The following is a 12,405-nucleotide window of genomic DNA, read 5'->3' as shown; positions in this document are numbered from 1 at the left end:
GTCGCCGGGCGCCGAGATCTCCTGGCCGCGCAGACCGTGGCGGCGCACGCCCGCCTGGAAGCCGTCGCGGCGGTGGTCCATCCAGGGCAGCCTGGAGGAGGAGGCGAGGAAGGCGATCCTCCGGTGCCCGGCCGCGGCCAGCAGGCCGACCAGGTCGATCATGGCCTGGACGGTGTCGACGTCCACCCAGTTCTGCGGGTGTTCGGACGCGGTCCTGCCGAAGGCCGCGAACGGGAAGCCCCGGCCGGCCAGATAGGCCACGCGGGGATCGTCGTGCAGCACGTCGGAGAGCAGGAATCCGTCCACGGTCCTGGCCGCGATCAGCTCCTCCAGGGCCCGGGTCTGGTCCTGTCCCGGGTGCGGCCGGACCAGCAGGATGTGATAGCCGGCCTCGCCCGCGGCCGCGACGATCGCCTCCAGGAAGCCCCCCATGAGCGGGTTGGGGTTGGTGGGGTCGTCCTCCGGGGTGGGGTAGGCGATGATCCGCCGGGTGCCCGAGCGCAGGCTGCGCGCGGACTGGTCGGGCCGGTAGCCGAGCTCCTCGATGAGCGCGGTGACCCGCTCCAGGGTCTCGGCCTTCAGCCGGTAGGGCGCGTTGAGCGCGTTGGAGACGGTCTGACGGGACACACCGGCCGCGCGGGCGACATCCTCGATCGTGACGCCGCGTCCGCGGGGCCGGTGCGTCTCCATCTATTCCTCCTCGGTACGGCGGTGCAGCCTCAGCAGTCCGCCCGTCGGCACGGTGACCAGGTTCGCCCCGGCGTCCAGACGCAGCGTGGCGGCCGACAGCGGCCTTCCGCCGCAGTCGTGCACGGTGGCCTCCAGGCTCTCCGCCTCCGTGCCGAGCAGCACCACGCGAGAGTCCGGGGCGGCGTTGGCGACCAGGAACTCGCGCCAGCCGGAGGCGGGGACCTCCACCGGCAGCGGCCCGTAGCGGGCGATGACCATGGTCTGCTCATCGTAGGCCCGCACGAGGGGGTAGCCGTGCTCCGGCTGAGCCGGTTCCAGCACGCCGAGCTGGAGCGTCTCCAGGTGCCGCCGGAAGATCCCCAGCCAGAACCCGATGGCGGCGAGCTGCTCGGGGGTCTGGGCGGTGAGGTCCACCGAGATCTGCGGCACCGAGAACAACGCGTTGATCAGATGGACCGCGACCTGCTCGGCGGGCTCGGACGGGTGCCACAGGATCATGTCGGAGTGCACGGCGACGGGACCGGCGGTCAGCCGCAGGTCCACGGTCCGCTGCCGGTTCTCCTGCGGGCTGAGCGGGCAGTCGGTGGCCCTGACCATGTTCGCGTACGGCCACAGGCCCGGGTGCGTGTACGGCTGGCGGTGCTCGATCAGCACCTCGGGCCGGGTACGGCGCAGCCGGGTGTCCAACCCGTGCAGCAGGCGCCGCACACCCTCGTCCACCTCCTCGCAGTCGGCCCCCTCGCCGGGGGCGGGGTCGCCGCCCGGAGTCGCGAACCGGTCCACGAAGTCGATCTTCAGGCCGTCCATGCCCCATTTCTCGACCGCCTGGGAGAGCCGGTCGACGAGGAACTCGCGGACGTCGGGGTGACGCGGGTCGAGCACCCCGGCGTCCATGTGGTCGAGGTAGCGCAGGAACTTGCCCTCGAAGCGCTCGAACGCGGCGTTCTCCTTGCCGACGAACGGGATGGCGTACCAGAGCATGTATGCCTGGCCGATGTGCTGCACCCGCTTCACGTGTGCGGAAATATCAGGAAAAGCCGCCGAGTTCGGCTCCCAGTCACCGCAGAACGCGTACCCCCGCGCCCGGTCGGCGGTCTGCCAGCCGTCGTCCACGATGATCGTCTCGCAGCCCAGCTCCTTCGAGAGCCGCGACTGGAGTTCCACCGACTCCTCGCTGACCTCCTGGTGCATGCTGTACCAGGTCGAGTACGCCGGCAGCCGGGCCGCGCGCGGCGTCGGCGGCAGCTCCCGGCCCTCGCCCCACCAGGCCGCCACCCCGGCCAGCGCCGCCGAGAACAGGCGGTCGGACAGGTCCAGCCGCAGCCGGAACGCCGGACCCTCGTGATCGATCGTGAACACGAACTCGCCGGTCTCCTCGATCAGCCCGCCGCTGAAGCGGGACAGGCCCGCCGACCCGTCGAGCGCCGCGGTGCACACGTTCGCGTCGCCCGCGCCGACCAGGGAGACCACCGGCGCGCCGACGGCCAGCCGGGACGTCTTCGGCCCGCTCCAGATCGGCGGTACCCACCGGGGACCGCTGTCCGGCGTCCAGAACGCGGTCGTCGAGACGCACGGCATGCGCCACTGCGCCCCCGTCGCGCCCGGCGCGTCGATCACCCAGACTCCGTCGGCGGCGTACGTGACCGCGATGTCGCGAGCTCCGGAGATCTCCACGTTCAGCCCCCCGACGGGGACCTCGGTGGAGTCACCGGCCAGGGCGTGCGGCAGCCACAACTGCATGTCTATCCCTTCGTGGCTCCGGCCAGCAGGCCGGAGATGAACTGTCGCTGAAAGAACAGGAAGAGCACCATCACCGGCAGCGTGGAGAGGGCGCTCGCCAGCAGGACCTGGCCGAAATCGGTTTCGGACAAGCCGTTCAGGGTGGCCATCGCCACCGGCAGGGTGTGCATCTCCGGGCTGCGCAGCGCGATCAGCGGCCAGACGAATTCGTTCCATGACCACAGGAAGAGGAAGATCGTAAGAGCTGCGATCACCGGCCGCATCACCGGGACCACAACGCGCCAGATGATCCGCAGCTCGCCCGCGCCGTCCACCCGGGCCGCGTCGAGCAGTTCGTCCGGCAGCCCGCTCATCGCCTGCCGCATCAGGAAGATGCCGAACGGCACGGTCAGGCCCGGCAGGACGAGCGCTGCGTAGCTGTCGAGGAGCCCGAAATCGAGCATCATCTCGAAGAGCGGGATCAGCCGCACCTGGCTGGGGATGACAAGCGAGCTCAGCAGCAACACGAACAGGATGTTCTTGCCGCGGAAGTGGAACTTGGCGAAGGCGTAGCCGGCGAGGACCGAGACGACCAGACCGCCGATGGTCTGCGTGGACGCGACAACGGCCGAGTTGAGCGCCACTTTGGTCAGCCCGATGGACTCCTCCAGGCCCACCAGGTTGTCCCAGAGATGGTCGCCGGGCCAGAACTTCGGCGGCCAGGTGAAGATGTCCTTGTCATCGTGGGTGGCGGCCATCGCCAGCCAGTAGAAGGGGCCGACGCAGAGCCCGAAGGCCGCGGCCAGCGCGAAGGTGAGCGCCCAGCGTTTCATCGGCGCTCTCCCGCCAGTTTGGCCTGGATCAGGCCCAGTACGATGACCAGCAGCGCCAGCACGTAGGCGATGGCCGAGGCGTAGCCGAAGTCGAAATACTTGAAGGCGTTCTCGTAGAGGTACATGGTGACCGTGATGGTGGCGTTGTCCGGGCCGCCGTTGGTGAGGACATAGGGCTCGTCGAAGAGCTGGAGCGTGTCGATCGTGCAGAGCACCATGGTGAGCAGGAGGATCGGCCGCAGTTGCGGCACGGTGATCCTGCGGAACCTGGTGACCGGTCCCGCGCCGTCCACCATGGCCGCCTCGTAGAGCTCTTTGGGAATGCCCTGTAGGCCCGCCAGGTAGATGACGGCGTAGTAGCCGACGTAGTGCCAGTTCAGCGCGATCACGATGCCGATCCGGGCCCAGACCGGGCTGCCCAGCCAGTCGATCCTGTCGATGCCGAAGAAGGAGAGCAGCCAGTTGAGCAGGCCGCCGTCCTTGTTCAGGATCACTGAGAACATCACGCCGTAGGCGACCAGGCCGGTGAGTGAGGGGACGAAGACCCCGAGCCGCCACACCGCCCGGGCCTTGACCAGGCGCGAGTTCAGACCCAGGGAGAGCAGCAGGGCCAGGCTCAGCATCAGCGGGAGCTGCACGACCAGGATCAGCGCCGTGTTGCGGAGCGCGGTCCAGAACACCGGGTCGTGCACCAGCCGCGCGTAGTTGTCCAGGCCGACGAAAGTCCGCGCCGAACCCGCGGTCAGGCTGATCCAGGCCGACTTGGCGATCGGGTAGGCCTTGAAGATCAGGAAGCCGAGCAGCGCGGGCATGAGGAGCAGATAAGGGAGCGTACGACGGTCGATCAGCGTCCGGCGCGGCTTCCCCTGGGGCCGCGCCGGAGCCGACCTGTCAAGCAGGAGCGTCATGCTTTCTGCCGTCCGGTCTGCTGGGCGAGCAGGGCGGCGGCCTCCTTGAGCGCCGTGGCCGGGTCGGCGCCCTTGATCAGCACCTTCGTCTGCGCGTCGGAGGCGACCTTCAGCGCCTTGGCGTAGTCACCGGTGAAGTTGGTGGCGCCCGCGCCCTGGCCGAGGACGTCGACGAAGGTCTTGAGCACCGGCTGGTCGCCGTAGTACGGCCATTTCTCGGTGTAGACGGGGGCGCTGTGCGCGGCGGTGAGCGCAGGGAACACTCCGCCCGCCTTGAACATCTTGTTCATGGAGTCGGGCTTGGTCAGCGCGTACTCCACGAACTTCCACGCGGCGTCTTTGTTCTTGCTGGACTCGGCCACCGACAGGTAGGTGGAGTTGACGATCACGGACTGGCTGCCGCCTGCCGTGACCGCGGGGGGCGCGATGAGCCGCCACTTGCCCTTCTGGTCGGGGAACTTGGTGGCCAGGTAGTTCGCCGCCCAGGCGGGGAAGGGCGCGATGGCGAACTTGCCCTCACTCATGATCCGCTTCCAGGTGCCCTCGCCCGCGGTGTCCTCGACCAGTCCGGCGTCGTTCATCTGCTTGATGATCGTCATGGCCTGTACGGCCTGCGGGGAGTCGAGGGTGACCTTGCCCTCGAGGTCGAAGTAGAACGCGCCCTGGAGCTGCATGAGGTTCTGGAACAGGTCCAGGTCGGGGGTGGTGCCGGGCTTGTTCAGGCCGGTCAGGGCGATTCCGGTGGCGGCCTTGACCTTCTTGCCCGCCTCGATCATGTCAGCCCAGGTCTTGAGTGACTCGGGGTCGACTCCGGCCTTTTCGAAGTAGTCGGCTCGGTAGAACATGCCGAGCGGGTTGACCTCCCAGGGCATCGCGTAGACGCCGCCGTCCTTGCCCGTGACCGTCGGCCACAGACCCTTGGAGAAGGCGTCCTTGTGCTTGTCGGCGCCGAGCTTGTTGAGGTCGGCGAGGCCGCCCGGAAATTTCTCCATGTATCCGGGCAGGTAGTCGACGCCGATGTGCAGCACGTCCGCCAAGCCCTTGCCGCCCGCCGCCAGACCCACCGTGATCTTGTCCCAGATCGCCGGGTTGCCGACGTCCTGGACGTCAACCTTGATACCCGGGTTGTCCCGCTCGAAGTCGGGAACCACGCCGCGCAGCGCCTCGGCCGCGGTGGTCCAGCTCCAGATGGTGATCTTCGTCGGCCCTCCGGAGGACGACTTCTCCTCGGCACCGCACGCCGCGGCGCCGAGGACGACGGCTCCGGCCACGGCCAGCCGCATCAGGTGGCGGCGGCTCATGGAGATATTGGAAGCCGGCGTGGGATTCCCCGGTGACATGGTCATTTTGCTGTTCCTTTCAGGGGGGTGAGTGCCGTACTGGACGGCGGCGGGGGCTCAGAGGCGCGTGCGGCGCGCAGGGCGGAGACCAGGCGCTGGGTGGTCTCGTGGGGCGTGGTGGCGTGCGGGGAGAACCGGATCCAGCCGCCGCGCAGGGTGGTGACGAGCCCGGCTCCGGCCAGCGCCGTGTGCACGGCCGCGGGCTCGAGGCCCGGGAGGCGGAAGCAGCCGATGCCGCCGCGCTCGGCGGCGTCCAGGTCGTCCAGCAGGATCTGCGCCCCGGCGCCGCGGGCCGTGTCGAGCAGGGCACCCAGGGTCTCGGTGACCCGGCGGCCGATCTCCGCGACCCCCACGCCCAGGACCAGGTCGATCGCGGCGCCGAGCGCGGCCACGGCGGGGTAGTCCGGGTTGGTCAGCGTATGGGCGATCGCCCCGCGCAGCGGCGGGCGGGGATGCGCGACCGTCCCGCCCGGGTGGGCTGCCCCGTCCCCGCCGGCCGGGCCGTGCCCGGGACCGTCGGTGGCGGCGAGAGCACGGGCCGGGCTGTCCGGGACGGGGACGTCCTCGCCGGTGCCGAACGGGTCCTGGACCCCGGACCAGCCGCCGAGGCCGGGGACGAGCCGGCCGTCCACCCGGTCGCGGACCAGGAGCAGGGCCGCTCCCCAGCCGGCGCGCAGCCACTTCTGGCCGCCGCAGACCAGCAGGTCGGCCGCGTCGACCTCGATCGGGACGGCGCCCAGACCCTGGATCGCGTCCACGACCAGCACCCGGTCCGGGCCGAGGAGCTCCTTCAGCGCGCCCAGCGGGGCGCGGTAGCCGGTGAGGGCGTCCACGGCGCTGATCGAGAGCGCCCGCACGTCGCCGTCCAGGTGCGCGGCGACGACGTCCGGGGTGATCCGGGGCGAGTCGATCCAGCGCACCCGGAGCCCGCCGCGCCCCTCGAACCGCAGCCAGGGGTAGACGTTCGAGGGGAACTCCCCCCGGGGGACGAGCACGACGCCCGCGTCCTCGACGGAGCCGCGGCCCGGGGCCTGGAGGGCCGCGGCGGCCGCGAACAGGCCGTGGCTGGTGGAGGAGACGAAGGCCACCTCGTGTTCGGCGGCGCGCAGCAGCCGTGCCGCGCCGGCCCGCGTCCGGGCCGCCTGCAGTTCCAATTCGGCCAGCGCGATGGACGAGTCGCCCCGGAGGAGCCGGGCCGCCTCGATGAGCGTCGTGGCGACGTCGTGCGAGGTGGGCCCGATCCTGGCGAAGTCGAGGTAGCCCGGAGGCTCGCTGAACCTGGCCAGGTAACTCTCTATTTGAACGTTCATATTCAGCGCTGACGGCACTGCGGAAGCCTCCGGCGGCTTGAAGGGGTGGATGTGTTGAACGTTCATATCACCCAAAAGGGGACGTCGGGGAGCAAGATTTGATAACGGAGCGAGAGTCTTGCGGTGGGTTCCGTGCCGGGGCGGCGCCGCCGTCCCCGCCGTGACCGTGATCACGGCCACGGCGCGGACGGCGGTCCGTTTCCCCGGCACGGCTGCTCAGCGGGGGAGGTTGCGGCGGAGGAAGTCGAGTTCGATCGCCATCAGGTTCTCCGCGACACCGTCGGGGGTCATGTGGCTGACGCCGGGGAGCAGGAGCGTGGAGTGCGGCCTCCCGGCCCTGGTCAGGGCCTCCGACAGGCGCAGGGTGTGCAGCGGGTAGACGTTGTCGTCGGCCAGGCCGTGGATGAGCAGCAGCGGTCGCTCGAGTCCGGGGGCGTCGGCGATCAGCGAGTCGCCGTCGTATCCGGAGGGGTTCTCGTCGGGCAGGCCGAGGTAGCGCTCGGTGTAGGCGGTGTCGTACCAGCGGAAGTCGGTGGGCGGGGCGCCCGCGCAGGCGGCGTGGAAGACGTCGGGACGCCGGAGCACGGCGAGCGCCGCGAAGTAGCCGCCGTAGGACCAGCCGCGTACGCCGACCCTGGACAGGTCGAGGTCCGGGTGCTTGCCCGCGAGCTCCCGCAGCCCCGCGACCTGGTCGTCCAGCGCCACCTGCGAGAAGCGCCGGAAGATCGCCCGGCCGAAGGAGGCCGACACGTTCGGCGTGCCCCGGTTGTCGATCGTCACGACCGCGAACCCCTGGTCGGCCCACCACTGCTTGCGGATCCACCGGCCGGGTTCGGCGGCGATCGCCTGGTAGCCGGGGCCGCCGTACACGTCGAGGAGGACCGGCAGCCGCTCCCCGGGTATGTGCCCGCTCGGATAGAGCACCGCGGAAGGCAGGCGATGCTCGGTCACCCGCTCCAGGACCGGCCGCGGCCGGTACGGCGACGCCGCCGACAGGTCGCGGATCTCCACGGCGGAGCCGGGGGCGAGACCCCCGGGGTACACGACCCGGCGGATGCGGGAGGTCTCCAGCGAGCCGCTGGTGAGGACCACGGTCGAGCCGCCGGTCAGGGCGCTGTGCACGCCGGGCCCGTGGGTGATCCTGGCCGGCGTGCCGTCCGCCTTGAGGCGGTAGACGTGCTGCTCGGCGGGGTCCGCCTCGCTGCCCTCGAACAGCAGGTCGTCGCCGAGGGAACCCGCGACGCGCCGCACGTACAGCGACGAGGGGGTGACCACGGTGCCGTCGACGGCCAGGGCCTGGGTGTCGTGCGCCTCGACCGTGGTCAGCACCCGGCCGTCGGCCAGGAGGGAGGGGGTGCCGGGCACGGCCTCGATCCACAGCGGGTCGGCGAACTCCGCCAGGGAGGAGGTCGTGGCGGTGGCGAGGTTGACCGCGAGGAGCAGCCCGTTCTGCTGGAGCCGGTCCAGCACGGTGATCGTCGGTCGGTCCTGCTCGCTCCAGTCCACCGCCGACAGGTACGGGTACCTGGTGTCGTTCCACAGGACCTGCCGGCGCGTGCCGTCCAGGCCGAGCAGGTGCAGTTCGACGGCCGCGTTCGGCCCGCCCGCCTGCGGGTAGGCGGGCTCCGGCGTCACCTGCTCGGGCCGCGTGGGGTCGGCCAGGCGGCGGCGCGGCACCCGGGTCTCGTCCACCCGGGTGGCCAGGAGCGCCGAGCCGTCGGGCGCCCACCAGTGGCCCCGGTGCCTGCCGAGCTCCTCGGCGGCGGCGAACTCCGCGACGCCCCAGGTGACGTGGGACTCGCCGGCGATCAGGCGGCTGCCGCCGTTCTCGTGGACGTAGAGCCGCCCGCCCGTCACGTAGGCGATCCTGTCTCCGGACGGCCGGGGGTCGAAGGCGGGCCCGGCCACCGGGATCTCCTCGACGGCGGCCGTGGCGACGTCCACCCGGAACAGCCGGCCGCCCAGCACGTACACGGCGACGGTGCCGTCGGTGGCGTAGGAGCCGATGCCCGGCGCCCACAGGCGCAGCCGCTCGCGCAGGGCCCGCTCCTCGGGCGGCAGGACGTGCGGGCCCTCGCCCGGCCCGGCCAGCGGTCGCTCCACGCCGGTGGCGACGTCGAGCGCCCACAGCCGCTCGACAGGGTCCTCGGGGCCGTCGGAGCGCAGGAACAGCACCCGCGAGCCGTCGGGGGAGACGGTCAGGGCCCGGGGAGAGCCGTAGGTGAACCGCCCGGTGGCGGTGAAACGCGCGAGGAGTGCGTCAGAAGGCATGTAATGTGAAATATCACACTACATTCTGGATGGCGAGAGGTCCGCGCTGTCCTCGTGGCGACGGACCCGCCCCGGTCCCGCGCGGCGGGGGAGCGCGGCCGGAGCGTGACGGGTCGGCTCAGGACGGCTGGATCCGGACGAACTCGCCGGGGACCGTGGCCCCGTCGAGGAGGAGGTCGGCGCGGGAGCGGGTGCCGTCGGCGGCGAACCACTCCTCCTCGGCGCGCATCCACTCGCGCCACTGCGGCGCGTAGGAGGCGCCGTCCCTGGCCAGGGCGCGGGCCAGCCGCAGCTCGGCGGGCGCCTCCACCCAGACGGTGAAGGCGGCCGGGGCCGTGCGCCGGGCGGTGCTCACCCCTTCGAGGAGCAGCACCGGCGCGACGGGCACGTCCACCCAGTCGGTGAACGTGCCGGCGGCCCAGTCGTAGCGCCGGTAGCCGCCCGGCCGGCCGGCCGCCAGCGGGCCGAGCACCTGCTCCTCGACCTGCCTGAACCAGGTCACGGGCGGCTCGTCCCACGGCACGGGGAAGTCGTCACTGTGGATCACCTGGGCGCCCAGCGCCCGCGCCAGCCGCCCGGCGAAGGTCGTCTTGCCCGACCCGCCCGGTCCGTCCACCGCCACGACGCGGACCGGCCCGCACGACGGCGGCAGTCCCCGGACCGCTCCGGCGAGGTCCTCGAAGGAGACGATTGAAGCCACCCGCCCATGGTGGCAGCTTCGATGGAAGCGGGGGAAAGCGGTCGGACGGGGTAGGTCCCGGGTAGGCCCCCGTTCCGCCGGACGGACACCGGCGGGCCCGCTCCGCCGCCGGCGGGATGGGCTGGAGGTGGCGGGCCCCGCCTGGGAGGATCTTCGTGTGCCGGACCTGACGCGGGAGCGGCACGGGCCGCCCGGCAGGCCGGCGTCAGGAGGAATGCCCTTCCCGCTCCGATTCGACTAGGCTCGGCGACCACCACAGGAGGTTGATCTTGCACGGAGCACTCGGCGACATCGTCGTTCTCGACCTCTCCCGCGCGCTGGCGGGACCGCACGCCGCGCAGATGCTCGGCGACCTGGGCGCCCGGGTGATCAAGGTGGAGCATCCCGGCGGGGGCGACGAGTCCCGGGGCTGGGGGCCGCCGTTCGCCGGTCCCGACGGTGACATCTCCACCTACTTCCTCGCGGCCAACCGCAACAAGCAGTCGATCACCGTGGACCTCAAGTCCGCCGAGGGCAAGGCTCTGATCGAGCGTCTGGTACGGCAGAGCGACGTGCTGATCGAGAACTTCCGCACCGGCGTGCTCGACCGGCTGGGCTTCCCCGTCGAGCGGCTGCACGCGCTCAACCCGCGCCTGGTCGTCCTGTCGATCACCGGGTTCGGCCACGACGGCCCCGAGGGCGGCCGGCCGGGCTACGACCAGATCGCCCAGGGCGAGGCCGGCCTGATGAGCCTCACCGGGCCGTCCGCCGACGAGCCCTACCGCGTGGGCGCCTCGATCGCCGACCTGCTCGCCGGCATCCACGGCGCCTACGGCGTGGTCGCCGCCCTCTACGAGCGCGAGCGGACCGGCCGGGGCAAGGTCGTGCGGACCTCGCTGCTGGCCGCCGTGACCGGCGTGCACTCCTACCACGGCACGGCCTGGACCGTCGGCGGCCAGGTGCCCAGGGCCAACGGCAACCACCACGCCTCCATCGCCCCCTACGGCGCCTTCCACTGCGCCGACGGCATGATCCAGATCGCGGTGGCCAACGACACGCAGTGGCGGAAGGTGGCCGCCCTGTTGGACATCGATCCCGATATCCCGAAATATGCGATAAACAGGGAGAGATTTGCGCACCGGGACGAGCTGATCGCCGACATGGAGCAGGTGCTCGCCAAGCACGACCGCGCCCACTGGCTGGCCGCGCTCGGCGAGATCGGCGTGCCCGCCGGCGCGATCAGGTCCATCGACGAGGTCTACGCCTGGGAGCAGACCCGCTCCCAGGGGCTGCTCGTCGAGGTCGACCACCCCGTGCTCGGCGCCATCGAGCTGCCCGGCCCGCCGCTCCGCTTCGACGGCGAGCCCGCCGTCCGCCACGGCGCCCCGCCCGCGCTGGGCCAGCACAACGACGAGATCCTCGCCTGGCTGGAGGAACGTGAAGGATGAGAGCCCGCCCCACGCGGATCCCGCCGTGCGGGGGCAGGGGATGAGCCGCACCCGGCCCGACGCCCGCACCCTCATCGACACCGTTCTCGACCCGGGGACGTGGCGGTCGTGGGACGAGACGCCCGCCGATCCGGCCGAGCCCGGATCGGACTACGCCGAGGAGCTGGCCAAGGCCCGGGCCAGGACCGGGTACGACGAGTCGGTGATCTCGGGGGAGGGTCTGCTCGACGGCCGCCGGGTCGCGGTCATCGCCTGCGAGTTCTCCTTCCTGGCCGGGTCGATCGGGGTGGCCGCCGCCGAGCGGCTCACCGCCGCGATCGAGCGGGCCACGGCCGAGCGGCTCCCGCTGCTGGCCGCCCCGGCCTCCGGGGGCACCCGGATGCAGGAGGGCGCGCTGGCCTTCGTCCAGATGGTGAAGATCACCGCCGCGGTGGTCGCGCACCGCACCGCCGGCCTGCCGTACGTCGTCTATCTCCGCCACCCCACCACCGGCGGGGTCTTCGCCTCCTGGGGCTCGCTGGGGCACGTCACCGCCGCCGAGCCGGGCGCGCTGATCGGGTTCCTGGGGCCGCGGGTGTTCGAGTCGCTGCACGGCTACCCGTTCCCGGAGGGTGTGCAGGTCTCCGAGAACCTCTTCGCCCACGGCCTGGTCGACGCGGTCGTCTCCGCCGAGGACGCCCGGCGCGTGGCGATCCGCGCGCTCGCCGTGCTGTGCGCCCCGCGCGAGGGACTGGAGCGCGGGCCCGAGCCGGACGGGCACGTCCAGCCGACCGAGGCGTGGGACGCGATCAGCCGCTCCCGCCGGGACGACCGTCCCGGCGTGCGGGCGCTGCTCAAGCTCGGGGCCTCCGACGTCACCCCGCTCAACGGCACCGGCGAGGGCGAGAACGACCCCGGCCTGCTCCTCGCCCTGGCCCGCTTCGGCGCGGCCCCCGCCGTGGTGCTCGGCCAGGACCGCAGCCGCCAGCGGGTGGTGGCCCCCCTCGGCCCGGCCGGGCTCCGGGTCGCGCGGCGGGGCATGCACCTGGCCGCAGAGCTGGGCCTGCCGCTGGTCACCGTGATCGACACCTCCGGAGCCGCGCTGTCCAAGGCGGCCGAGGAGGGCGGCCTGGCCGCCGAGATCGCCCGGTCGGTGGCCGACCTGATGGTGCTCGACGCCCCGACCGTCTGCCTGCTGCTCGGCGAGGGGGCCGGCGGCGGCGCTCTC

Annotated in this window: 10 protein-coding genes; 2 read left to right on the top strand and 8 right to left on the bottom strand. The window is 72.0% G+C overall.

The features are described from left to right. The 8 genes from ACWDS7_RS40665 to ACWDS7_RS40630 form a co-directional block, all read right to left on the bottom strand. The coding region (locus ACWDS7_RS40665; RefSeq protein WP_451933617.1) for a LacI family DNA-binding transcriptional regulator at window positions 1–690 on the bottom strand (690 nt) is incomplete at its 3' end. Continuing rightward, on the bottom strand, window positions 691–2,430 hold the full coding sequence (locus tag ACWDS7_RS40660) for a glycoside hydrolase family 36 protein (RefSeq protein ID WP_451933616.1): 1,740 nt from the start codon (window positions 2,428–2,430) through the stop codon (window positions 691–693). Window positions 2,431–2,432: 2 nt separating this feature from the next. Further along, window positions 2,433–3,242, bottom strand: a complete 810-nt coding sequence (locus ACWDS7_RS40655) for a carbohydrate ABC transporter permease (protein WP_451933615.1) — start codon at window positions 3,240–3,242, stop codon at window positions 2,433–2,435. Continuing rightward, the gene (locus ACWDS7_RS40650; protein WP_451933614.1) at window positions 3,239–4,150 is read right to left on the bottom strand and encodes a carbohydrate ABC transporter permease; all 912 of its coding nucleotides are present in this window, start codon (window positions 4,148–4,150) and stop codon (window positions 3,239–3,241) included. Before ACWDS7_RS40650 ends, ACWDS7_RS40655 begins: the two co-directional genes overlap by 4 nt. Then, window positions 4,147–5,451, bottom strand: coding sequence for an ABC transporter substrate-binding protein (locus ACWDS7_RS40645; protein ID WP_451933613.1), 1,305 nt, complete (start codon window positions 5,449–5,451; stop codon window positions 4,147–4,149). The genes ACWDS7_RS40650 and ACWDS7_RS40645 overlap by 4 nt, the downstream gene beginning before the upstream one ends. Before the next feature lie 41 nt (window positions 5,452–5,492). Beyond that, entirely contained in the window at window positions 5,493–6,800 is a 1,308-nt protein-coding gene (locus ACWDS7_RS40640) for an aminotransferase class V-fold PLP-dependent enzyme (protein ID WP_451933612.1), read from the bottom strand. Window positions 6,801–7,016: 216 nt separating this feature from the next. Next, window positions 7,017–9,071 (bottom strand): prolyl oligopeptidase family serine peptidase, encoded by a 2,055-nt coding sequence (locus ACWDS7_RS40635; protein WP_451933611.1) that lies wholly within the window; start codon window positions 9,069–9,071, stop codon window positions 7,017–7,019. A 118-nt stretch (window positions 9,072–9,189) separates the two neighbouring features. Then, window positions 9,190–9,771 (bottom strand): uridine kinase family protein, encoded by a 582-nt coding sequence (locus tag ACWDS7_RS40630; RefSeq protein WP_451933610.1) that lies wholly within the window; start codon window positions 9,769–9,771, stop codon window positions 9,190–9,192. A gap of 269 nt (window positions 9,772–10,040) precedes the next feature. On the opposite strand from ACWDS7_RS40630, the gene ACWDS7_RS40625 reads away from it, so the two are divergent. Beyond that, window positions 10,041–11,198, top strand: coding sequence for a CaiB/BaiF CoA transferase family protein (locus ACWDS7_RS40625; protein ID WP_306867863.1), 1,158 nt, complete (start codon window positions 10,041–10,043; stop codon window positions 11,196–11,198). A 40-nt stretch (window positions 11,199–11,238) separates the two neighbouring features. Further along, the coding region (locus ACWDS7_RS40620; protein ID WP_451933618.1) for a carboxyl transferase domain-containing protein at window positions 11,239–12,405 on the top strand (1,167 nt) is incomplete at its 3' end.

The sequence above is a fragment of the Streptosporangium sp. NPDC003464 genome, from assembly GCF_053588315.1.
Note: the sequence above shows the minus strand (reverse complement) of the source record. Positions and strands in the feature narration are given on the sequence as shown.